This is a genomic window from Serratia sp. Z4 (assembly GCF_009900725.1).
GTDB classification, from domain to species: Bacteria; Pseudomonadota; Gammaproteobacteria; order Enterobacterales; family Enterobacteriaceae; genus Serratia; species Serratia nematodiphila.
In genome coordinates, this window is the sequence record NZ_JAAABD010000002.1 from 879,461 (window position 1) to 903,842 (window position 24,382).

Consider the following 24,382-nt stretch of genomic DNA (forward strand, 5'->3'; position numbering starts at 1 on the left):
GTATAATCGGTAAGACAAACTCATAGTTTTCAGCCTTGGATGAGAATAATTCAGCCATGAGAAAAACCCGTTTGCCGCCGCTGGGCGCGCTGCGCGCTTTCCACGCCGTGGCCGTCTGCCGCAGCTTCAAACTGGCCGCCGAGGAGCTGGGCGTCAGCGCAACGGCGATCAGCCATCAGATCAAGCTGCTGGAGTCGGTGCTGGCATGCCGGGTGTGCGAGCGCAGCGCGCAGGGCGTCAGCCTGACCGAAACCGGCGAGATCCTGTATGCCGGCACCCAGCGCGCCTTCGCCGCGCTGGAGCAGTCCGTCGCCCAAATCACCCGCGCCCGGCAGCCGCCGGCGCTGACCGTCACCACCACCTCCAACTTTCTCACCCACTGGCTGGTGCCGCGCCTGGCGGATTTCAAGGCGGAGTTTCCCGCCATCGATCTGCGCCTGCACACCAGCGTCGAGCGGGTGGATCTCAGCCAGCGCACCGTGGACGTCGCCATCCGCTACCGTGAAACGCCGGAAAGCGATCTGCACTGCACCCTGCTGCATGAGGATCGCTTTATCGTGGTGGCCAGCCCGGCGCTGGCGCTGGAGCGCATCGAAGATTTGCTGCGGGTGACGCTGTTTCACGTGGAGCATCGGCAGGTGCCCGCCGACTCACCGACCTGGGAGAACTGGCGGCGGCGCTACGGGCCGGAAGGATTGAACGTGGAAGCCGGGCTGACCTTCAGCGACGAGACCCATGCGCTGCAGGCGGCGGTGGCGGGCCAGGGGGTGGTGATCGCCAGCCGGCTGCTGGCGCGCGATTTGTTGCAGCGCGGCGTGTTGGCGGCGCCGTTCGAGATGTCATTGCCCGGCGCCAACTACTATCTGGTGGCCACCGAAGAGACCGCGCAGCGCCCCGATATCATGGCGCTGCGCGCGTGGCTGCTGCGGCAAATGGCGGCGGGCTAACGGCTCTCGGGGGCGATTTCCCCCAGGCGGATCGCCACGCTGATCGCCTGCGCGGTGGTGGCGGCGCCGAGACGTTGGCGAATGCGCCGCAGGTGGTTTTCCACCGTGCGTTCAGACAGGCCGAGCATCGCGGCGATATCCGCCTGCCGCCGGCCAATGGCGGTCCAGCTCAGCACCTCGCGCTCGCGCGCCGACAGCCGGCCCTCCCGTTCACCGGCAGCAGGTTCGAACAGCCGCCGCGCCGCCAGAAAAGCCGCCGCGCCCACCAGCGACAGCGCCAGCCGCACCGGCGGCGAGGCGTCGATGCACTCGCCCCCCAGGCTGACCGCCCCCTCCAACCCGGCGGGGCCGAATACCGGGATCTGCACGCCGTGCAGACCGGCGCCGCGCGGCGTGCGCACAATCCGGTAGCGCTCGCCCTGCTGCGCTCGGGTTTTGGTCCAGAAAAACGGTTCGGCGGCCCGCAGCATGTGCCGGGTCACCGGGCAGTGCCGCACGTAGGTCAGCGCATCGACCGCCTCCCCCTCACCGAACCAGTCGCCCTCGACCCAATAAATATGCTCGATCCCCGCCTCCGCCGCCGCGGAGGCGGAAAACAGCACAAAGCGGTTGAAACCGAACGGCGCGGCGAAGGCGCGAACCCGCCCCTGAATGGCGGACAAGGTGCGCTCGTGGTCCATCGCCAACGCCGTCTGGAAAGCGCGCTGCGCGATCTCGTCGCTCATCGCGCGGCGACGTCGGCCAGCAGCGTTTCTGCCGCCAGTTTGCCGAGGTTGTTGGAAGCCAGCGGGCTGTCGCCGGTCAGCAGGCGCCGATCTTTATGCACCTTGCCGGTGATGTCGGCGTTGACGATCTTAACGCCCAGCTCGCGCAGGCGTTCGCCTACCAGCCAGGGCATCGGGCCGGGGATATAGCCGATATCGATGTTGGCGCCGGTATCGAGCGAGTCCGGGAACACACACATCTCATAGCCGCGATAGAGGAAATCCGCTTTGCTCTCGCCGATGCCCGCCGCCAGCAAACCGGCCGGCCCGTGGCACAGCGAAATCACGTAGCGATCGTGGTCATGCGCCCAGTGCAGCGTCTTTTTCACCTCTTCACTGAACGGGATATCGTTGAGCACGCCGTGGCCGCCGGGAATGAAAACGCCGAGGTAGTTGCCGCCATCCAGATCCTTCACCACTTCCGTCAGCTTTTTCGGCTGCTTGAGTTGGCTGCGGTACTTCTCGTAGGTGGCCTTGACCGCTTCATCTTCATGCGGGAACGCCCACATCTCCAGCTTCACCGGATCGCCGGACGGCGTAGCGACGTCGATCTCGAAACCGGCCAGATCCAGGTGATACATCGGCAGCAGCATCTCGACCGGGTGATTGCCGGTGGAGAAGAACTTGCCGTTTTGCATCAGCAGGTAGCGCTCCTGCGAGGCGATCATCAGCACCTTCCACTTGCCGCCGCGATAGGCGTTCGGGTAACTGGCGCCCGTGAAGTCGGTTTTGGACGAGGTGTACTGGCTGAGGGAGTAAGGGGATGGGAAGAACGCGTTGTCTTCCGCCACATCCGGGGTGGGATTACGATCGTTGGACACTGAATCAGTCATGATTATCTCCATATTCATCGTTGCATTGCCCATTCAGCTTAAATAACCGCCGGCAGGGCCGCAATGAGGGATATCCCTCAAGCAGCGCCCAGGCGGCGGAGCGTCCCCCTGGGCGCTGTTCTTAGCTGTTCACAAACGCCAGCAGATCGGCGTTGACCTGATCGGCGTGGGTAGTCGGGATGCCGTGCGGCGCGCCCTTGTAGGTATGCAGCGTGCCGTTTTGCACCAGCTTGGCCGACAGCACGCCGGAATCCTGATAAGGCACCACCTGATCGTCGTCGCCGTGGATCACCAGCACCGGAATGGAGATCTTCTTGAGATCTTCGGTGAAATCGGTCTGCGAGAAGGCGACGATGCCGTCATAGTGCGCCTTGGCGCCGCCCATCATGCCCTGGCGCCACCAGTTCCAGATAATGGCCTCCGACGGTTTGGCGCCCGGACGGTTATAGCCGTAGAACGGACCGGCGGGCACGTCGTAATAGAATTGCGCCCGGTTGGCGGCCAGCTGCGCCTGGAAATCATCGAACACCGCTTTGGGGGTGCCCTGCGGATTGGCGTCGGTTTTCACCATCAGCGGCGGCACCGCGCTGATCAACACCGCTTTGGACACCTTGTCCTCGCCGTGGCGCACGATATAGCGCACTACCTCGCCGCCGCCCGTCGAGTGGCCCACGTGCATCGCACCCTGTACGCCCAGGTGTTTCACCACCGCGGCGACATCATCGGCGTAGTGATCCATGTCGTGCCCTTCCGACACCTGGCTGGAGCGGCCGTGGCCGCGGCGATCGTGCGCAACCACGCGGAACCCTTGGTTCACGAAGAACAGCATCTGGGCATCCCAGTCATCGCTGGACAGCGGCCAGCCGTGGTGGAAATAGATAACCTTGCCGTTTTTGGGGCCCCAATCCTTGTAGAAAATCTCGACGCCATCGCTGGTCGTTACATAACCCATGTCGTTTCTCCCATTTACACTATGGTTAAAAAAGAAGGTTTATACTGCGCGCGGCGCCGGGATCTCTGGCTCCCTCATCCCGGCTGGCCGACGATCTTGCGTTGATCGTTTAACGAGTATAGGTTTAAAGCTCACTTTAAGGTCAAACCCAATTCGGCAAACCGCATTCCCGCTTTCGATCGGCATCAGGAGTATTCAAGTGCAAGGAGATGACACCGCCACGACGATGGAGCAACGGCTTGCCGCCCAGCGCCACGCCTTCCTGCGCGACGGCGCGCCGACGATGGATCAGCGCAAGGCCGTCCTGCGCCGCCTGCGGAGCGCCATTCTGGCCCAGCGCGGCGCGCTGGCGGCGGCCGTCAGCGCGGACTTCGGCCACCGCTCGCCTTACGAGACCGACATTTTGGAGATTCTGGTCACCGTGCAGGCGATCGATTACCTGCTGCGCAACCTGAAACGCTTCATGAAACCGGAGCGCCGCCACGTTGCCCTGCCGTACCAGGCTGCGCGCGCCTATGTGCAATATCAGCCCAAGGGCGTGATCGGCGTCATGGCGCCGTGGAACTACCCTTTATCGTTGACCTTCATCCCGCTGGCCACCGCCCTGGCCGCCGGCAACCGCGTGATGCTGAAACCTTCGGAGCTCACGCCGCATACCAGCCAGCTCATCGAGACGATGCTGGCGGCGCAGTTTCCCGCCGACGAGATCGCCGTGGTGACCGGCGGGCCGGAGATCGGAGCCAGATTCAGCGAGCTGGCGTTCGACCATCTGGTGTTCACCGGCAGTACGACGATCGGCCGTCAGGTCATGCAGGCGGCCGCTAAAAATCTGGTGCCGCTGACGCTCGAGTTGGGCGGCAAAAGCCCTGCCGTCGTGGCGGCCGGCGCGCTCACCGCCAGAATCGTTAACAGCCTGGCGTTCGGCAAGCTGTCGAACGCGGGCCAAACCTGCATCGCGCCCGATTACCTGCTGATCCATCAGGACGATCTGGCAAGCTTCATGGCGCTCTACGACGCGGCGGTCAAAGCGTTTTACCCCACAGGGCCAACCGGCAACGACTACGGCGCCATCATCAGCGACAGGCACTATCAGCGTTTGCAAGACCTGCTGGCCGATGCCCAGGCGCGGGGCGCGCAAATCATTCCGGTCGGCCATCGCCCGGACTCGGCGTCTGAACGGCCGAAAACCCTGGCTCCCACGCTGATCGTCGGCGCCCCCGACGACAGCCGGATCATGCAAGAAGAGATCTTCGGGCCGCTGCTGCCGGTGCGCACCTACGCCGCCTTTGATGAAACGATCGACGTTATCAACGCCGGGCCGCGCCCGCTGGCGCTGTATTACTTTGGCCCGGCAGGCGCGCAGCAGGATCGGCTGCTGACGCACACCACCTCAGGCAACGTCAGCGTCAACGCCACCCTGCTGCATTTCGCCCAGGACGATCTGCCGTTCGGCGGCATCGGCCCCAGCGGCATGGGGGCCTGTCACGGCATCGAAGGATTTCGGGCGCTGAGCCACGCCAAGGGCGTTTTCATCCAGAGCCGCTGGCACTTTACCGGCCTGCTGCGCGCGCCGTTCGGCAAACTGGCGGACGCGGTGCTCACGTTCATGTTGCGGCGCCGATAAAGCGGTGTGCTGACAATCAATAGCACAGCCATGAATCGCCGCAAGCTATCACAATATTCACTCATTCCTATTTTATCTCTCCGCCGCCGCTGACTAAGCTTAGCCATGAGTCACCCTTTGTCCGTTGGCGACGGGGGTGACGTAAATCGATTGAGTTCAGTTATTTAGCGCAACACCCGACGCAAGCCTTACCCGCATGCCTTGTTAACCGCTCCACGCCCGGCGGCTGGAGCATCTTTACGGAAGCAGAGAGCGCATTATGACAACTGAAAGCAAATGCCCGTTTTCGGGCGGCAAGCAGCCCGCACCGCAGAACGGCCCCACCAATCAGGATTGGTGGCCTAATCAGCTCAGCCTGAAACCGCTGCATCAGCACTCCCCCCTGTCCGATCCGATGGATAAAGACTTCAACTACGCCGATGCCTTCAACAGCCTCGATCTGGCGGCGGTCAAACAGGATCTGCACGCCCTGATGACCGATTCGCAGGAATGGTGGCCGGCGGACTTCGGCCACTACGGCGGCCTGTTCATCCGCATGGCCTGGCACAGCGCCGGCACTTACCGCATCGGCGACGGCCGCGGCGGCGCGGGCGAAGGCCAACAGCGCTTCGCCCCGCTCAACAGCTGGCCGGACAACGTCAGTCTCGACAAGGCGCGCCGCCTGCTGTGGCCAATCAAGCAGAAATACGGCCGCAACATCTCCTGGGCCGACCTGATTATCCTGACCGGCAACGTGGCGCTGGAATCGATGGGCTTCAAAACCTTCGGCTACGCCGGCGGCCGCGCCGACACCTGGGAGCCGGACGACGTCTACTGGGGGTCTGAGAAGATCTGGCTGGAACTGAGCGGCGGGCCGAACAGCCGCTACTCGGGCGACCGCGATCTGGAAAACCCGCTGGCGGCGGTGCAGATGGGCCTGATCTACGTCAACCCGGAAGGCCCGGACGGCAACCCCGATCCGGTGGCCGCCGCGCGCGACATCCGTGAAACCTTCGCCCGCATGGCGATGAACGACGAAGAAACCGTGGCGCTGATCGCCGGCGGCCACACCTTCGGCAAGACCCACGGCGCCGGCCCGGCGTCTCACGTCGGCGCCGATCCGGAAGCGGCCGGACTGGAGTCGCAGGGCCTCGGCTGGCACAGCACCTTCGGCACCGGCGTCGGCAAAGACGCCATCACCAGCGGCCTGGAAGTGACCTGGACCACCACCCCGACCCAGTGGAACCATGACTTCTTCCGCCACCTGTTCGAATACGAATGGGAGCTGAGCCAAAGCCCGGCCGGCGCGCACCAGTGGGTGGCGAAAGACATCGGCGAAACCATTCCCGACGCCTTCGATCCCAACAAGAAGCGCCGCCCGACCATGCTGACCACCGACCTGTCGCTGCGCTTCGATCCGGCCTACGAGAAGATTTCACGCCGCTTCTATGAACACCCGGAAGAGCTGGCCGACGCCTTCGCCCGCGCCTGGTTCAAGCTGACCCACCGCGATATGGGGCCGCGCGCGCGCTACCTCGGCCCGGAAGTGCCGCAGGAAGAGCTGATTTGGCAGGATCCGATCCCGGCGGTCGATCATCCGCTGATCGACGAGCAGGACATCGCCGCGCTGAAAAGCAAGGTGCTGGCTTCCGGCCTGCCGGTGTCCGCGCTGGTTTCCACCGCCTGGGCTTCCGCATCGAGCTTCCGCGGTTCCGATAAACGCGGCGGCGCCAACGGCGCGCGCATTCGCCTGGCGCCGCAGAAGGACTGGGCCGTCAACCAACCTGCGCAGCTCGCCGCGACGTTGGCCAAGCTGGAGAGCATCCAACGCGCCTTCAACGACGCGCAGACCGGCGGCAAGCGCGTCTCGCTGGCGGATCTGATCGTGCTGGCCGGCGCGGCGGGCGTGGAACAGGCGGCGAAGAACGCCGGCTTGACCCTGACGGTGCCGTTCGCCCCAGGCCGCATGGACGCCTCGCAGGAACAGACCGACGTGGACTCCTTCGAGGCGATGGAGCCGCTCGCCGACGGTTTCCGCAACTTCCTGAAGGGCAAATACCGCGTGCCGGCCGAAACGCTGCTGGTCGACAAGGCGCAGCTGTTGACCCTGACCGCGCCGGAAATGACGGTGCTGGTCGGCGGGCTGCGGGTGCTCGGCACCAACGTTGGCGGCACGCAGCACGGCGTGTTCACCCATCGCCCGCAGGCGCTGACCAACGACTTCTTCGTCAACCTGCTCGACATGGGCACCACCTGGCACCCGGTGGGTGAGGACGGCCTGTTCGAAGGCCGCGATCGCCGCAGCGGCGCGGTCAAATGGACCGGCACCCGCGTCGATCTGGTGTTCGGTTCGCACGCGCAGCTGCGCGCGCTGGCCGAAGTCTACGGCAGCGCCGACGGGCAAGAGAAGTTCGCCCACGACTTCGTCGCCGCCTGGAACAAAGTGATGAACCTCGATCGTTTCGATCTGGCGTAAACTCCCCGCAACGGTCTGCTTCGGCAGGCCGTTTTTCCTCCCGAGAGCAACACTGCCCCCGCTCAGCGCCAGCCGTAGCGCACGTCGTTATATTTCTTTTCCCGCTTATTCGTATTTACTCAACAAGTCATATAAAAATTTGATGGGCGGCAATTCTTTTAATGCTGTATTTATATTTAGAGGGCAATGAAGAACGTAAATTCAGCGCGCTAATACGATATATCCCATCAAGGAGAACACCGTTATGGATTATCCTCAATTCACTTCAACACGCGGCGAGGCGGACCGCATTATCAGCGCCGTCCCTTAGCGATAGCGGGCCTGCTGGCCCGGCGCCTCACCGTTTACGCCAATAAGAATAAATGTTCTGCCCCTGCGCTATGTTCGCCGGGGCGTCAGAACTTCGCCCCTATTTAGCGTTTCATCACGCGCGTTGCGTTTTTAGCTTTTATTTTTCAGCCGACGGGAAAGCTCATAGGAAATGACGTTTCACTCAGGAAAATAACCGCTACCTGGAGGTCATCATGCAACACATTATCGGTATTTCTTCTCGTCGGCTGAGGATATCGGCCCTTGCGCTGCTGCTCCCTGCCGTATCATGGGCGGCCGATACGGCATCTCTCGCCGTGGGGCCGCAATATGACACCACCCATGTCTACGTCGAACGCGGCAAGATGGATGCCTTTGTCGACAGCATCCTGAAAACCTTCGGCGGCACCCGCACCGAACGCGTGCTGGTCAACGTCACGCCCACGCCGAGCGAAACCTATTCCCAGCTGATACTGACGCCAGCCGGCAGCTTCTCGGTGTTCGATTTCAAAACGCCGATCCCGCACCCGTTCGGCGCCGAGCGCAACGGTTTTCTGGTCAGGGATATGGATGCCGCCATTCAACAAGCCAAGGCCGCCGGCGCCGATGTGCTGGTCGCCCCCTTCGACGATCCGATTGGGCGCGACGCGGTGATCCAATGGCCCGGCGGCGTCAACATGCAGCTTTATTGGCACACCAAAGCGCCCAACTACAAGCCGCTGCTGAGCGTGCCGGAAAACCGCCTGTATCTCTCCGCTTACCGCGTCGATGACTTCCTGAAAAGCTATCAGACGTTCTCGCACGGCAAAGTCGTGCGCGACGAGCAGGTCAGCGATGCGGCGATCGGCCGCAACGATAACGGCAAGATCCGCCAGATCGAACTGGACTCGCTTTTTGGCAAAACGCGCATTTTCGTCACCGATGGGCATCTGCCTTATCCGTTCGGCCATGAGCGCACCGGCTATGGCGTCGAGGATCTGCAGGCCACGCTGGCCAAAGCGACGGCCAGCGGCGCGCAGGTGCTGTGGCGATCGACGGCGGCGGAACGCCGCGCCTCGGCGCTGGTGCGTTTCCCCGGCGGCTACATCGCCGAAATTCACCAGACAGCCAAATAAACCCAAGGCGCGCTGCGGCGCGCTTTTTTCTTCGGATATTCATGATGAAACGCACGCTACCCGCACTGTTGCTGTTCTCCACGCTCCCCGCTCTGGCGGCGGAGCCCGCCGCCTCCCCCTGGAAAAACATCCCGTTGGGCGATGCGGCCACCTTATCTTTCGACGGTTCACTGCGCGAGCGCTATGAATGGACGGATCAACGGGATCTGAGCGGCGGACGCGACGACACTTTCATGCAGCGCTTGCTGGTTGGCGCGCGCCTCGACTACGGCGACTATTTCGGCGCCTATGTGCAAGTGGGATCGTCGCTGGCCACGCCGCGCGATCGCGGGCGCAAGCCGACCGACGAAGATCATGCCTACCTCGGGCAGGGCTATGTGGATATGAAACTGCCCACTGCCTATGGCCTCGGCACCCTGCGGGTCGGCCGCCAGGAGATTGCGCTGGGCTCGCTGCACCTGCTGGGCACCCGCGACGGCCCCAACGTGCGCCGTTCCTTCGATGCTATCCGCGCCAGCTGGGTCAAGGATAAAAACCGCCTCGACGCCTTTATCGGCCATCCCGTCACCCTTAAAACCGGCAGTTTCGACGACGATACCGACAACAGCCAAAAGGTGTGGGGACTGTACGGCACCACGCCGCTGACGCCGCTGGCTTCTTCGCTCGATCTCTACACCTTTGGCTTTGAGGATAACGACGCCCACTACGCGCAGCTTAGCGGGCAAGAGCGGCGCTATACCGTCGGCGCACGCATCTTCGGCGCAGCGCGGGGGTTCGACTGGGATAATGAAGCTGCCTGGCAGTTCGGCAGCGCAGAACAGCGCGATATCCGCGCCTGGTCGGCGTCGGCGCACGCTGGCTATACGGTGAGCGACTGGCGCTGGCAGCCGCGCTTTGGCGGCAAGATCGGCATCGCCAGCGGCGACAAAAACGGTCACGATGGGCAGCTCAACACCTTCAACGCCATGTACCCCAAGCTGCCCTACCTGACCGAAAACGGGCTGGTGGCGCCGGCTAACCTGATCGCCATCCATCCTTCGGTCACCATTACGCCGTGGCAAACCCTGGCCATCGATTTCAGCTGGGACGCCTTATGGCGGCAACGCCGCGAGGACGCCTTCTATCTCGGGCCAATGCGCCCGGTGAAAGGCAGCGAACAGGGATCGCGCTTTATCGGCAACCAGTACCAGGTCGAAACCACCTGGACGCCGAGAAGCGATCTCCAGTTCAAGGTGGCCTATGTCTACTTCGACGTCGGCCACAGCCTGCAGCACCATGCCGGGCTGAAAGATATGAACTTCGTGCTGGCGCAGGGCACCTACAGTTTTTAAGCATCAGGCAAGTTAATCGGTGTACGCGGGCCCCCTCAATAATCCCGTATCCGATTAATGACGACAGCCGGCGTGCGGCCGCCTCTATGCGTTACGGCAATGGCGGCTACTCACCGCATTTCACAGATAAAAAGCTGGAAAAACAGAAAGATAAATCAGCAACGCAAATGCCGCGCGCCGATTACAGAGAAATATTAAATAAAGATTTAATTCCAACGAGTTATTTAAACAAGTCTTTTACTCATATCTTATGTAAAAGATTCATATAAGAATAACTAATTAATAAAATAATTGTGTTTATACTGCTTTAACTCAATCGCAGTGCACAATTAATTCCTCACCGTGACTAATGATAAGGATATATTCCGCTTGAACGCAATATTCAAGCCAGACCAAGGAGGCAAGCCAATGATATCACATTAATTATCCCTGATTTTCAAACCTGTGTACGAGCATATAGAGCGTTAGGTGCAATATTGTCAACGTCCAAAGGAGTTTGATATGTCATTAGCTACCGATAAGATTTCCGATTATTTAACCAGTTATGAAAGAGGCGATCACGCGGAGAGCAGTAAACCGTCATATACCACGCAAGAGGTTTCAGATCTGCTGCTGAGGAGCCATTATTCCGCCAATGGCAAAGGCGTGACAGACCATGCGGCTACCTTGACCTACTCTTTCCCCGTCTATACCGGCAGCGACAAGACGGGCGCCGCGCAGCTTACCGCCGCTCAACAAGCCCAAACCAAGCTTTCATTGCAATCCTGGTCGGATGTGGCCAACATCACGTTCACCGAGGTTAAAGGCAACGACGCGAAAAATGCAGATATAAAGTTTGGTTTTTATAAGGCGGCCAGCGGGGGCAATTACACCTCGTATGAAAGTACGCAGAGCGATCTCAAAAGCACCATTTGGATCAGCGGTAATAACGGCTACGACGCCTCCAATCCGCAAACCAATAACTACGCCAGGGATACGCTTACCCATGAAATAGGGCATGCGTTGGGGCTTTCTCATCCCGGCAATTATGATGCGTCAAATGCCACCTACCCCACCTACGCCAACTCGGCGAAGTATTATGAAGACGACCATCAATATTCTTTGATGAGCTATTTTAACGAACAATACACCAGCGCTGACTATAAAGGCGTTTGGCCATCAGGACCGCAGCTGGATGATATTACCGCCATACAGAAGCTTTACGGCGCGAATACCACCACGCGCACCGGCGATACCACCTATGGTTTCAACTCGAATACGGACAGAGACTTTCTGAGCGTTAAAGCGTCCACGGACAAAATCGTGGCGGCTATCTGGGATGCCGGCGGCAATGACACGCTGGATTTTTCAGGCTACAGCCAGGATCAGCGCATCAACATTAACGAAGGCGCATTCTCTGATGTAGGCGGCTTGAAGGCGAATATAGCCATCGCCTACGGCGCGCAGATTGAAAATATCATCGGCGGCAGCGGTGCCGACATTCTTGTGGGCAACGCGCTGAACAATACGCTAAAAGGCGGTGCAGGCAACGACATCATTTACGGTGCCGGCGGCGCCGATCAGCTTTGGGGCGATGCAGGCGCGGACACCTTCGTCTTCCGCGAAGCCGGCGACAGCCAAGCCGCCGCGCCGGATTGGATCCGCGATTTCCAGACGGCGGTGGATAAAATCGATCTGTCGTGGCTCAACCAGACGGCTAAGGCCGAAGGGAGCGAGTTGCACTTCGTGGATAGTTTAAGCGGCTCGTTGTATGAAGCGGCGCTGAATTATGACGCGCAGCAGAATGTCACCGATCTGGCCATCAATCTCTCCGGCAATCAACTGCCTGATTTCCTTGTAAAAATCGTTGGGCATGTCGACGCTTCCGCCGATATTCTCGTCTAGCCAAGGCAAACCCGCAGTCCGGCCTTCACGCCGGACTGTTTATTTCTTTTCAGGCCTGCCGCTGGCGTTTTTTACGCGGTTCCCACATCCATCGCCAAAGCAGTAAATGGATGTGGGGAGCAACGGAACAACAAACGCACTTAAGCAGTCAATTTAAATGACTATTCATCTATAAATTAGTAAGTTATCACGTCATCGCCAGAAATCATCCGTTCTACTTTCTTGTCTCATCCACCACACAACAAACGATTATCATTATCATTTGATATTTATTCTTGATGCTCACAAACTACTGTTCATACACACAGCTTTCGTGCTTTTTTAACCATCTTCGCCTTAAATGCGCAGCGTCGTTAACTGTCTTTAAGGCGTTACCATGCGCCATTTCCATGGCAGGAACTTATTAATAAACTGAGGAATTATCATGGCTGAACAAAAGAAAAATGCCCAGGTACAGAGTGGCGTCAACGACGACATCACCGAACTTAAATCACTCACCACCCTTCGCAAACGGGTCATCAGCGACGATGAAATCGTCTCCAAATCGGCCAACGGTTTTCGGCTGGCAAATGGCAATACCGGAGTGATGCTGCGTAACGACGGCGAGGCTTTCTACTTACTGACAACTCAGGCTGGGCAAGCTCAAAACGGACAATGGAACACCTCGCGTCCTTTCGCTTTCAGCCTGGCTTCCGGCAGGGTTGCACTCGGCAACGGCGTTGATATTTCCGGTGGTGCGATGGTATCGCATAATGCCGGCATCTCCACCGCGACCACCGGTCCAGCACCACTTATTAATGGGCAAATCTATGATGCGGCTGCCGTACATACCAATTTCACCAGCGGTAACGTCACTACGGCCATGTTGATGGGGTCACGCGTGATCGCCGGCAAAGAGGATTATGGCCTGCTCTCTTACCGCGACTGGCAGGGAAACTGGAACGAACTCCAGGTCAGGCCGAATGCCGAATTGTCAGTAGGACAACTGATTAAGCGTAATGCTAATGGATGGATTTGGGCGGCCGGTAACCAGAATGTAAACAATAATGCAGACCGCATTACCAACGGTATGCATATACAGGGTGCAGGCGACCTGTCAGCCGATTTGTACCACTACGAGCGCATCGGCAAACACCACATGCTCGCGTTGCACGTGGCCAATGGCGGCGCTGATGGTTGGTATGAATTCCGCAATGATGGCCATGCCTACACCAATGGCGCCTGGAACAGCAGCTCAGATGTCCGCATGAAAACCGATATCACAACAATTGACGGCGCATTGGACAAGCTGGCCAATATCGGTGGTTACACTTACCTCAAACAGGGCGTGCCGGAAGCCGGGGTGATTGCACAGGAAGTGGAAGAAATTCTCCCCCAATCTGTGACCCAGACCGAGCTGAAACTCAATGACGGCAGCGTGCTGAAAGACGCCCGCAGCATCAATATCAATGGCGTAGTGGCGTTGCTGGTTGAAGCGCTTAAGGAAGAACGCTCACTGCGCGAAACAGAGCGAGAGGCTTTTGAAAGACGACTGGTTGCTTTGGAAAAAGGCATTGAACGCGCCTGATTAACAATATTGCAGTGGTTTGCACTGAATACCTCTCAGCGCCTTTACAGGCGAGTACCGCGCTTACAATACGATGACGAAAAGGAACTCAATGATGAATGGATTTAATTACGGTGATGGTAAAGGAAGGAAACGTCAAGGCGGTGTAAATGCAGAAGCTGCTTCCCGGTTCAGTAATGTCTGCGTTATTCGCAGCTCGGTAGCGCGTCGATTACATCGTTCTATTTGAAGAGGGATCGGATTATGACACGATATGAAGATACAACGCAGTATGAACGCGATGTAATGACTTCAATGGGATACAACTGGAATGGACATGGGTGGCAACGAGGGTTTGACTTATCAGATAACAATATGGTTGTAGAAGCATGGGTTGGCGAGGGTTTACCTGATAGACAGAAGGAATTAAGTAGTATTACCCATATCTGGGATCAAAAAATTTCCGATATTAATAAACCGATAAGTGCTTTTGATCCTGAAGATGATGATATCAGGCCATTCAGCAATGAAGCGAAAGAGAGTTATCGTGAGGATTCGGACAAAGCCATTCAGTTTTACGCTAATAAAGTCAATGAAATTGACAACCAAATTAAAGAAATTCAAAAGGATATTGATGCATTAAGCAAGAAAGCTGAAAGCAGTCAATTTAGTGAATTCGAGAGAGCAAGTATAAAAGTAATTATTAGCAAATTAAAGGTAAGTAAAGAACGTCTTACCATTCTTCGAAACGAAGCTAATAAAAGGAAAGTACATCAGGAATATTTAAAACTGAATAATGAAAGCTGGTTCTTCTCTAGAGAAAAACCTACGCCCTGGGTTAGGGAGCAGCAATCATTGACTAGAAAAGAGATGGGTAACAAACTGGAAGAGGAGAAGAGAATACAATTAGAAATTGACGCAGCTAAACAAAATATTGAACATTTAGAAAGTGAACTGCGCGAGAAGGAAGAGGATGTCCGCAAAGCCGATGAGGCTCATAAGGCCGAGGAAGCCCGCAAAGCCGAAGAGGCCCGCAAAGCTGAGGCTGTACGGAAAGCATTGTTCGCCAAAGCCGGCGTACTGGACGCCCCGGTCTATACACCCGACATGATAAAAGCGGCCAATGCCGCGTTGGCCACGGCCGGGGTCATGGTGCTCAACCGCGCGGGCGGTATGGTACAATTATCGACATGGGGCAACAGTGTGATGACCACCGCCAGTGAGCTGGCCGGCTGGGTATCCAGTGCCGTGTGGCGCGGCGCGGTGGAAGTGTCCCGGATTGCCACGCTCAGTGCGGTAGCTCCGGCAGTCGGCGCCTTCGTTGTCGGGTTCTGGCCGGGGAAAGCCGGTGAAAGTCAGAGCGATATTGATAAATTGCTGGGTCGTGATTTGACACAGATGTTTACCGTTCCGGCCAGCCTGGTTGCCGCAGGGAAAACACAAATTAAGCCGGAAATGACCACGGTCGATTTGCCGGTGCGCGGGTTTATTCGCCGAGGGAATAACGGTCAGCAAGAGGTAATACTGGTCAAAACAGGAACGGGCGGCGTCTCCGCTACTGTGCCGGTGTATCGGCCGGTTCGCGATGAAAAAACCGGCCTGGACCGGATAACCTTGCCGGCGGTGGCCGGTGCGCCGGGGCGAACCATTTTGATAAACCCGGGCGCTGCCCCGTCGGGTCCGTGGCATACCGGCAATCCTGCGCCTGCAGCGCCGGTAACGCCGGTGCATACCGGTACGGAGATAAAGCAGGCCGACAGCATCGTCACGACGACGTTCCCTGCAGATAACATGCCACTGCAGGATTTTATCTACTGGCAGCCTGATGCAACGGGGACCGGCGTTGAGCCTGTCTATGTCATGCTCAGTGGTATCTATGGTGAAACCAACGCTAAAGGGCAATACAGTGGTCGCGACTACAACACGGACAAGGCCGGTGGCCCAATTCAGAATCTGGACTGGAAAACCGCCACCATTGACCGTGCCGGCGTGGACAAGGTGAAGCTGCATACCGGGCGGTTTGGCGAATCTCCCGATAACAAGGTGATGATTGACCGCCTGGAAAAAATCCTGAAGGGAGCAGTACAGCCCACCGATACCGACAAGCGTTTTTACACCCACGAAATCAGGGAATTGGAGCGTTATAGAGCAATTGGTGTTCCTGATGGAATATCACCTGATGACGATGGTGCTACGTGGAATAACACTCATACGGCGACGTTGGAAGATTACAAATTAAGTAGCGATCGCTCTCTGTTATATACACCAGAAGCATTAAAAGCTGGTGATGAATAAATCTAGAGGCTATATATGATTGATTTTAAACCTATGTTTGAAAATGAACAAATCCGAGACATAGTTTTATTCTTGTCGGGACGAAAAGAAAACGGGATATCTCATCCTCAATTAGATGGGTATTGCACTATGTATGGTAATAAACGTATATCAAACATTGAACTGATTTCATTAGTGAAAAGTATGCGAGAAAAAGGGGATGTATCATCTAATGGAAAAGGTGGCTATAAAAGAGGTCCAAACTGGAAAGAACCTGCATTCGTAACCGAGAAAAAATACGGTATTGAGTAATTACCAGTGCCTTCCATAAGTGCGTTTTAAGCAGCGTCCAACAAACAAGAGTTTGTTGGACGTTTTCGTTGATAGCTAATTCCACGCCAGATTGGTTTTCAGTCCAGCCCAGGGTCAGAAAACAACGGTTTTGGCTCCGTTGCTCCCCCCAAATCGCGCAGACGAGCTCACACCGCTTCCAGCTCCGCCGCCAGGGTGGCGACCAGCTCCGCCGCCGGCATCGGCCGCGCCAGGCCGACACCCTGCCCGGCCCACAGCGACATAAACTCCCCGCGCCCGGCCTTGGCCGCCGCCTGGCGGATATCGCCGGTGAGCGCGTTCTGCACCGGATAAGGCAGGATCTGCGCCTCTTCCGCGCGCATCTGCCGCATGAAATCATTGACGATGCCGCGCGCCGGGCGGCCGCTGAAGGCGCGCGTCAGGCGCGTGCTGTCATCGCCGGCGTTGCTCAGCGCCGCCCGCCAGGCTTCGGCGATGCCCGACTCCGGGCTGCACAGAAACGCGGTGCCGAGCTGCGCCGCCTGCGCGCCCAGCAATTGCGCCGCCGCGATGCCGCGCCCGTTCATGATGCCGCCTGCAGCGATCACCGGGATTTTCACCGCCGCCACCACCTGCGGCAGCAGGGCCATCAGCCCGACGCAGGATTGTTCGATATCGCCGAGGAAGGTCGGGCGGTGGCCGCCCGCCTCCGAGCCTGAGACGCAAACGAAGTCGGCGCCCGCCTCTTCCCAGGCGCGGGCTTCCGCCACCGTGGTGGCGGTGCCGATCACCCGTGAACCGGCCTTCTTGAACTGCGTGACCGTGGCGCGCGGCAGCACACCGAAGGTGAAGCTGACCACCGGCGGCGCAGCCTCCAGCAAGGCTGCGATCTGGTCGCGGTTGTTTTCGGCGAATTGAGTGGGGATCGGCGGCTCGCTCAACCCCAGCGCTTCGCGGAACGGCCGCAGCAGGTGCTGGGCGCGCTTCAGTTCGGCGAGATCCGGGTGCTGCTCATTGAGCAGAAACAGATTGATGTTGAACGGCGCGGCGGTCTGCGCGCGGATCTGCTGCACACGTTCGAGGATCAGCGCCGGTGAAAACAGCGCCGCCGCGCACGATCCCAGCGCCCCGGCGTTGCTCACCGCCACCGCCAACGCCGGCGGTGACGCGCCGTTCATCGGCCCCTGAACGATCGGATAGCGCAGCCCAAGCTCGCGGGCAAAAGCAGAAGGTGCCGTCATCAATGTGTCTCCCTGTACTGACTACATTCGTCTTACGGCGGCCGCGCCGCCGAACCGACCAAAAGCATAGCACCTTCTCACCGCCTGGCCGTGCAGTTAATGCTTCACCTGCCGCCTGTCCAACGACAGGAAGTGATGCACCACCGGTTTCTCCGGGCCGATATGGAAGCGCAGCGCCTCCTGCTGCAGATCGGCGTCGGCGTGCGACACCCGCTGGTGCTGCCGCAGATGCTCCGCCCAGGACTCCACCAGGAACCACTCCATGATGCATTCCGGATCGCCGGTATGCTCGGTGATACCCCAGGCGTAAGCGCCATCGCGGCGGCGCGCCCGCTCCAGCATCAGCAGCGTGCGCAAGAACTGCGGGCGATCCTGTTCGCGGATGCGGTACTCCACCTGAATCATTACCGGGCCGCGATCGTTTTCGACCGGCGTGTTGACCAACGGTTCCGGCCAATGGTTCGACGGCTGCAGATCGGCCTCACCGGTCGGCAGACGCAGGCGGTGGAACAGCAGCCCCGCCGCCAACAGGCCGACGCCGCCGACCAGCAGCGTGGCGGCCACGCCCAGCTCCTGCGCCACCAGCCCCCACAGCAGGCTGCCCGCCGCCATCGCGCCGTTGAACACCATCAGGTAGATGGCCAGGCCGCGGCCGCGCACCCAGTTGGGCAGCACGCCCTGCGCCGCACCGTTGAGCGTGGTCAACGCGATAATCCAGCCTGCGCCCAGCACCAACAGCAGCACCACCGCCAGCCACTGCGGCGGCGCCAGCGACAGGGCCGCCATCACCGCCGCCGTCAACACCGCCGCCAGCAACACCAGCCCGTCGGCATTCAGCCGCTGACGCAGGCGCGGCAGCACAATTGCCCCGAGGATCGCCCCGGCGCCCACCGCCCCCAGCAAAACGCCGTAAAAGCCGGCGCTGCCGCCCAACATGCGGCGCGCCACCAGCGGCAACAGCGCCCAGACCGAGCTGGAGAAGGCGAAAAATACCGCCGCCCGCAGCAGCACCACGTGCAACTCGCGGCTGGAGCGGGCATAGCGCAGGCCGGCGCGGAAGGCGCCGAAGAAGTGTTCCGACAGGCCGCTGTCCTCAACCTTCGGCCGCTTCCACCACAGCAGCGCCGCGATCACCAGCACATAGCTCATCACGTCCGCGCCGTAGGCCGCGCCGGCGCCGAAGCTGGCCAGCAGCAGCCCCCCGGCCGCCGGGCCGATGGAGCGAGCGATGTTGATGCCCAGCGAGTTCAGCGCCACGGCGTTTTTCAGCTCGGCGCGCGGCACCAGCTCCGGCACGATCGCCTGCCAGGTCGGCCCCATCAGCGCCGCGCCGATGCCGCCGACGAAGGTCAGCGCCAGCAGGTATTCCACCGTCAGCGCGCCGGTCTGCGACAGCACCAGCAGGCTGCCGCTGACGCAGGCCAGCAGAATTTGCACGAAGATCAGAAAGCGTCGCCGATCGAGAATGTCCGACAGCACCCCGGCCGGGATCGCCAGCAGGAACACCGGCAGCGTAGCGGCGGTTTGCATCAGCGCCACCGCCGAAGGGTTGCTCGACAGGTCAGTGATCAACCACGAGCTGGCGACGTCGCGCATAAAGCTGCCGACGTTGCCGAGCACCGTCGCGCCCCACAGCACCGCAAATAATGGGATTTTCAGCGGCGCGAAGCCGCCCGCCGCCGCCTTGTTTTCCGTCTGCTCAGCCATCTGTTCGCTCCTTCAAATCGTTAAATGCCACCAGCAACAGCGCGCCGGCCAGCCCAAGGTGTTCAAAAAATCCGTTCATCATCTGGCCGCGCTCCGCCCCGTCGAACTGCCAGAACGGATTGGCCATCAGCGTCGCCATCAGGGTAAAACCGGCCAGCGCCAGCGCGCCGAGCCAGCGATAAAAGCCGCTCAGGATCAGCGCCGACGCAGCCAGTTCCAGCAGCGTCACCAGCACGGCGAACAGCGCCGCCGGCTGCAGGCCGAAGTGGCTCATCTCGGCGACCGCGCCTTCGACGTTCAGCGCTTTGACCAACCCGCCCTGAATATAGGCGGCGCAAATGGCGAGCAGCAGCAGCCAGCGCACCACAGGCGCATGCAGCCGCTGTGCGCAGCGGGCGGCGATAGCAGTCAGGTTCATCGCGCCCCCTTAAAACGGCGAATTTTGGATGAAGGCCAGCAGATCGGCGTTGAAGCGATCGGGATCGATCTGCGCCAAACCGTGCGAACCGCCGGCGTAAACATTCAGCTCCGCCTGTTGCATAAGCTTAGCGGCTTTCAGCGCCGAGGCGCCGATCGGCACGATCTGATCGGCGTCGCCGTGCACCAGCAGCGTCGGCTTGTCGATCGCCAGCAGGTCGGCGGTGTAATCCACTTCGGAGAACGCGCGCACACACTCGTACTGCCCTTTCACGCCGCCCTGCATGCCCATCAGCCAGAAGTGGTCGATCAGCCCCGCATTGCTCTCCACCTCGTCGCAGTGGAGGCCATAGAACGGCACCGCCAAATCTTTGAAGAACTGCGAGCGGTTGCCCGCCACGCCGCTGCGAATGCCGTCGAAGGCCGCCATCGGCGTACCCTCAGGGTTGACCGGCGTTTGCAGCATCAGCGGCGGTACGGCGCCGACCAGCACCACCTTCGCCACCCGATCGCTGCCGTGACGGCCGATGTAGCGCGCCACTTCGCCGCCGCCGGTGGAATGGCCGACCAGGATCAGATCGCGCAGATCCAGCGTTTCGATCAGCAGGGCCAGATCGTCAGCGTATTGGTTGATGTCGTTGCCGTGCCAGGTTTGCTCCGAACGGCCGTGGCCGCGGCGATCGTGGGCGATCACGCGGAATCCGCTCTGGCCGAAAAACAGCATCTGGTTGTCCCAGGCGTCGGCAGACAGCGGCCAACCGTGGGAGAACAGGATCGGCTGGCCGCGGCCCCAATCCTTATAAAAAATGCGTGCGCCATCGGGCGCGGTAAGGGTGCTCATGACGTGTTCCCCGCTCGGTATCGAATTGGATTTTGTACGGGTTAACAGTACGGCAGGCGTAAAGGCAGTGATAACGGAATAATTTTCGCATGATCGCGAGTTTTTTTGCTGAAGAAGCCGGCGTCGCCGCCGGCGCAAAACGTCAGATGTTTTCCAGATCGATACCGCGCGTTTTTGGGCCGAACAGCCCGATCACCAGCATCACGATCAGCATGCTGGCGACGATAAACGCGATCACCCCCAGCGAACCGCCGTACTGCAAGATAATGCCGATGATGATGCTGCTGAACACCGTCGACAGCCGGCTGAAGGAGTAGCAGAAACCGACGGCGCGGGCGCGGATATGGGTCGGGAAGATCTCGGATTGATACGAGTGGTAGCTGTAGGTCAGCCAGGCGTTGGACCAGGTGATGAAGAAACCGCACAGGATCAGCCACAGCGGGTTGTTCTGCAGTGCGAACAGCGAGCCGAAGATCACCGTCACCAGGCAGGACAACACGATCTGCCACTTGTTCTCCATCTTGTCGGCGTAGAAGCTGCACAGCAGCGAGCCCAGCGGGTAGGCCAGCGTGATAAAGAAAGCGTACAGCAGGCTGTGGGTGACCGAAGCGCCCTTGCCCGACAGCAGCGCCGGCAGCCAGTTGCCGAAGCCGAAGAAGCCGATGGCCTGAAAGAAATTCATCACTACCAGCATCAGCGTGCGATCGCGATATTGCGGCGCCCAGATGTCGCGAAAGCGGCCGCGCAGCGGCGCTCCCTCGGCATCGTCCACCGGGCGCGACGGGAAGTCCGCGGCCGCCACGCCGCAGCGCCGTTCCATGTCCCGCATTACCTGCCGGGCCTGCGCATAGCGCCGCTGTTGCACCAGCCAGCGCGGCGACTCCGGCAGCCCCTTGCGCACCAGCCAAATCACCAGCGAAGCCAGCGCGCCGGCGATCACCACATAGCGCCAGCCGCTCAGCCCCCAAATCGTCTGCGGCACCAGCCACCAGGACATCAGCGCCACCGCCGGCACCGACAGAAACTGCACGAAGAACGCGAAGGCGAAAGCCCGGGTGCGCAAGTGCGCGGGCACCCACTCCGTCAGGTAGGTATCGATGGTCACCAATTCGATGCCGAGCCCGACGCCCACCAGAAAACGCAGAAAGATCACCCATTCCGCCTGCTGTTGAAACGCCAACAGCAGCGAGAAGGCGCCATACCAGATCAGGGCGAACATAAAGGTGGCGCGCCGGCCGAAGCGATCGGCGTACGGGCTCAGCAGGCTGGCGCCGACGAACAGGCCGAGAAAGGTGGCGGAGGCAAAGGCCGCCTGATCCGACACGCCGAAAACGCCCTGCGCACCGGTGTGGAAAATGCCGTCGGCGATAAGGCCAGTGCTGATATAGCCGGTCTGGAACAGATCGTAGAGTTCGAAAAAGCCGCCCAGCGACAGCAGAATGATAAAGCGCCACAGGCCGGCCGACGCGGGCAAGGCGTCGATTCTGGCCGCCAAATCCCGCGCATGGATCGGCGACGCCGCTACAGATTCACTCACCATTAACCTCGCATTAACATTTTTGATGACTTTCTATGCTAGCGAAGCGGCGTCGGAGTTAAATTTTTAATTAGCAGACTATGAAAAAAAGTTAAGCATAAAACGCTGCAGCAGCCTGTTTTATAGCAGGAAAATGTAGCGCGGGATGCCGCAGCGGCATCCCGAATCGGCAGGTTAACGGCTGTGGTGCTGCTGCAGCCGTTCGCTGCGGTAGACGCTCAACAGGCACCAGCCGAGGGCGATCAGCGCCAGCGGCGCGGCGACGAAGCCGATGTTGCCCATGCCCAGATGCAGGCTCACCTGGTTGCCCAGCAACGCGCCGCTGCCGATGCCGAAGTTGTACAGGCCGGAGAAAATCGCCATCGCCACGTCGGTAGCGTCCGGCGCCAGGCTCAGCACTTTGGCCTGCATCGACAGGCCGATCGCCATGATCGCCATCCCCCAGAAGATGCACAGCACCGTCAGGTGGCTTTCACTGCCGGCCGCCGGCAACAGCAGCAGCAGGCTCAAGGCCAGCAGCGTGATGGCACCGATGAAGAAGCCGGAAGGAAACCGCTCGCTGTAGCGGCTGAACAGCAGGCTGCCGACGATGCCGGCGGCGCCGAACAGCAGCAGCATCAGCGTGGTGAAGTTCTCCGACAGCCCGGCCACGGTCTGGATAAACGGCTCAATGTAGCTGTAGGCGGTGAAGTGCGCCGTCACCACAATGATGGTCAGCATGTAAAGCGCCACCAGCGCCGGGCGCTTGAACAACAGCGGCACGCTGGCCAGCGAACCGGAATGCTCGCTTTTCAGCACCGGCAGCAGGCGCCACAGCAGCACCAGCGCCAGGGTGGCACACACCGCGATGCCGATAAAGGTCATGCGCCAGCCGAGCAGTTGCCCGACCACCCGCCCGAGCGGCAGCCCGAGCACCATCGCCAGCGCGGTGCCGCCCGCCAACAGGCTCAGCGCCTGGGCTTTCTTGCCCGGCGGCGCCACCCGGATCGCCAGCGAGGCGGTGATCGACCAGAACACCGAGTGCGCCAGCGCCACGCCGGCGCGCGAAATGACCAGCGTGGTGAAGTTCCAGGCCACGGCGGTCAGCACGTGGCTGGCGATAAACAGCACGAACACGCCGATCAGCAACTTGCGGCGCTCAATCTTGCTGGTCAGCAGCATGCACGCCAACGAGGCGGCGGCGACGATCCAGGCGTAAATGGTAATGATCAAGCCGACCTGTTCGGTTTGCATCGAGAAGCTGGCGGCGATATCGCTCAGCAGACCGACCGGAATAAACTCGGTGGTGTTGAAGATAAAGGCCGAGACGGCGAGGATAACCACGCGCAACCAGGCGGTTGAGCGCGAAACGGGAGCGTGTTCCATGGTAAACAAAATCCGGACAGGTGCGGGCAAGTCGCGATATTTTAACCAACCGGCCCGCTAAATGCGATATACGTCACACTTTAATTGTGTGGTTTTTTTCACCGCCCATCGACACGCTCACCGACGCACGGTTGCCAAAATGCTGTGCTAATCTATTGAAGCGTACCAATTTTTCCTGCCGTTCTTCCCAGGCCGTCCACGCGCCGCGCCGAAGAAGCGCGCAGTGTCCCTTTGGCGTTTCCTGAGGCGAGGTCATTATGATGTCCGCGATTTATGATTGGTCCGTGCTCGCATTGCGCAATGTTTACGATCGCCGCATTCAGGGCAAGCCGGTGCTCGACAGCGCCGCGCTGTTCCCCGACGCCGAACGTTTCACCGCCCAATGGCGGCAGATCCGCGAAGAGGCGCTGACCGTCGCCCACGATCTGCACAATATTCCCCGTTTTCACGAGATCATGAGCCAGCAGGCGTCGATCTCCGCCAACGACGCGCGCGACTGGCGCATGTTCATCATGAAGGCCTACGGCCAGCCCATCCCCCACAACCTGGCGCGCTGCCCGACGCTGGCGGCGCTGATCGCTTCGTCGCCTGACGTGCTGTCCGCCTCGCTCTCCTTCCTGGCGCCCGGCAAACAGGTGCCGCCCCATCGCGGGCCGTTTCGCGGCATTCTGCGCGGCTATCTGGTGCTGGACATGCCCAAACGCGCCGACGGCGCGCCGGCGGCGGTGCTGAAAGTGGACGGCCGCGAATACCGGCTGCACGAGGGGGAGTTCATGCTGTGGGACGATACCTTCGAACACGAGGTGTGGAACGACAGCCCGCAGGTGCGCACCGTGCTGCTGCTGGACATCCGCCGCCGCGACATGCCCGCCGGGCTGCGGCTGCTCTCCGGCGCCATCATCGCGCTGGTGCGGCTGAACGTGCGCTGGATGCAGCGCCAGTTCTGACT

General features: G+C 60.0%; 19 protein-coding genes. 10 read left to right on the top strand and 9 right to left on the bottom strand.

Annotated elements, in window-relative coordinates:
* Positions 1–56: 56 nt before the first annotated feature.
* A complete protein-coding gene (locus GT753_RS12045; protein ID WP_049242430.1) occupies positions 57–947 on the top strand; it encodes a LysR substrate-binding domain-containing protein in 891 nt (296 codons plus the stop codon).
* On the opposite strand, the gene GT753_RS12050 is transcribed toward GT753_RS12045, so the two are convergent.
* The 3 genes from GT753_RS12050 to GT753_RS12060 all read right to left on the bottom strand — a co-directional run bounded on the left by GT753_RS12050 (position 944) and on the right by GT753_RS12060 (position 3,496).
* Entirely contained in the window at positions 944–1,672 is a 729-nt protein-coding gene (locus GT753_RS12050) for a PA1136 family autoinducer-binding transcriptional regulator (protein ID WP_160125611.1), read from the bottom strand. The genes GT753_RS12045 and GT753_RS12050 overlap by 4 nt on opposite strands.
* Positions 1,669–2,544 carry a glyoxalase III HchA gene (gene hchA, locus GT753_RS12055; RefSeq protein WP_015378451.1) on the bottom strand — a complete coding sequence of 292 codons (876 nt, stop codon included), beginning with the start codon at positions 2,542–2,544 and terminating at the stop codon, positions 1,669–1,671. The genes GT753_RS12050 and hchA overlap by 4 nt, the downstream gene beginning before the upstream one ends.
* A gap of 121 nt (positions 2,545–2,665) precedes the next feature.
* Entirely contained in the window at positions 2,666–3,496 is an 831-nt protein-coding gene (locus GT753_RS12060) for an alpha/beta fold hydrolase (protein ID WP_049242437.1), read from the bottom strand.
* A 199-nt stretch (positions 3,497–3,695) separates the two neighbouring features.
* On the opposite strand from GT753_RS12060, the gene GT753_RS12065 reads away from it, so the two are divergent.
* The 8 genes from GT753_RS12065 to GT753_RS12100 all read left to right on the top strand — a co-directional run bounded on the left by GT753_RS12065 (position 3,696) and on the right by GT753_RS12100 (position 16,346).
* On the top strand, positions 3,696–5,120 hold the full coding sequence (locus GT753_RS12065) for a coniferyl aldehyde dehydrogenase (protein WP_230857994.1): 1,425 nt from the start codon (positions 3,696–3,698) through the stop codon (positions 5,118–5,120).
* Between the two features lie 259 nt (positions 5,121–5,379).
* Positions 5,380–7,575 carry a catalase/peroxidase HPI gene (katG, locus tag GT753_RS12070; protein WP_075685866.1) on the top strand — a complete coding sequence of 732 codons (2,196 nt, stop codon included), beginning with the start codon at positions 5,380–5,382 and terminating at the stop codon, positions 7,573–7,575.
* Between the two features lie 524 nt (positions 7,576–8,099).
* Positions 8,100–8,999, top strand: a complete 900-nt coding sequence (locus GT753_RS12075) for a VOC family protein (protein WP_162895221.1) — start codon at positions 8,100–8,102, stop codon at positions 8,997–8,999.
* A 44-nt stretch (positions 9,000–9,043) separates the two neighbouring features.
* Positions 9,044–10,330 (top strand): alginate export family protein, encoded by a 1,287-nt coding sequence (locus tag GT753_RS12080; RefSeq protein ID WP_254071034.1) that lies wholly within the window; start codon positions 9,044–9,046, stop codon positions 10,328–10,330.
* A gap of 501 nt (positions 10,331–10,831) precedes the next feature.
* The gene (locus tag GT753_RS12085) at positions 10,832–12,214 is read left to right on the top strand and encodes a serralysin family metalloprotease (RefSeq protein ID WP_118891873.1); all 1,383 of its coding nucleotides are present in this window, start codon (positions 10,832–10,834) and stop codon (positions 12,212–12,214) included.
* Between the two features lie 424 nt (positions 12,215–12,638).
* Positions 12,639–13,781, top strand: coding sequence for a tail fiber domain-containing protein (locus GT753_RS12090; protein WP_049242452.1), 1,143 nt, complete (start codon positions 12,639–12,641; stop codon positions 13,779–13,781).
* Between the two features lie 243 nt (positions 13,782–14,024).
* On the top strand, positions 14,025–16,055 hold the full coding sequence (locus GT753_RS25945; RefSeq protein ID WP_305851717.1) for an S-type pyocin domain-containing protein: 2,031 nt from the start codon (positions 14,025–14,027) through the stop codon (positions 16,053–16,055).
* Positions 16,056–16,070: 15 nt separating this feature from the next.
* A complete protein-coding gene (locus GT753_RS12100; RefSeq protein ID WP_071796825.1) occupies positions 16,071–16,346 on the top strand; it encodes a hypothetical protein in 276 nt (91 codons plus the stop codon).
* A 167-nt stretch (positions 16,347–16,513) separates the two neighbouring features.
* Here the strand turns inward: GT753_RS12100 and GT753_RS12105 are convergent, their stop codons facing one another.
* The 6 genes from GT753_RS12105 to GT753_RS12130 all read right to left on the bottom strand — a co-directional run bounded on the left by GT753_RS12105 (position 16,514) and on the right by GT753_RS12130 (position 23,433).
* A complete protein-coding gene (locus GT753_RS12105; protein WP_015378460.1) occupies positions 16,514–17,566 on the bottom strand; it encodes a nitronate monooxygenase family protein in 1,053 nt (350 codons plus the stop codon).
* A 96-nt stretch (positions 17,567–17,662) separates the two neighbouring features.
* On the bottom strand, positions 17,663–19,273 hold the full coding sequence (locus GT753_RS12110; RefSeq protein ID WP_015378461.1) for an MFS transporter: 1,611 nt from the start codon (positions 19,271–19,273) through the stop codon (positions 17,663–17,665).
* Positions 19,266–19,691 carry a DoxX family protein gene (locus tag GT753_RS12115; protein WP_004928622.1) on the bottom strand — a complete coding sequence of 142 codons (426 nt, stop codon included), beginning with the start codon at positions 19,689–19,691 and terminating at the stop codon, positions 19,266–19,268. Before GT753_RS12115 ends, GT753_RS12110 begins: the two co-directional genes overlap by 8 nt.
* Before the next feature lie 9 nt (positions 19,692–19,700).
* A complete protein-coding gene (locus tag GT753_RS12120; protein ID WP_015378462.1) occupies positions 19,701–20,531 on the bottom strand; it encodes an alpha/beta fold hydrolase in 831 nt (276 codons plus the stop codon).
* 142 nt (positions 20,532–20,673) lie between these two features.
* Entirely contained in the window at positions 20,674–22,071 is a 1,398-nt protein-coding gene (locus GT753_RS12125) for an MFS transporter (protein WP_004928618.1), read from the bottom strand.
* 171 nt (positions 22,072–22,242) lie between these two features.
* Positions 22,243–23,433 (bottom strand): sugar transporter, encoded by a 1,191-nt coding sequence (locus tag GT753_RS12130; RefSeq protein WP_004928615.1) that lies wholly within the window; start codon positions 23,431–23,433, stop codon positions 22,243–22,245.
* Positions 23,434–23,693: 260 nt separating this feature from the next.
* On the opposite strand from GT753_RS12130, the gene GT753_RS12135 reads away from it, so the two are divergent.
* Positions 23,694–24,380, top strand: coding sequence for an aspartyl/asparaginyl beta-hydroxylase domain-containing protein (locus GT753_RS12135; RefSeq protein WP_031300704.1), 687 nt, complete (start codon positions 23,694–23,696; stop codon positions 24,378–24,380).
* Positions 24,381–24,382: the final 2 nt, after the last annotated feature.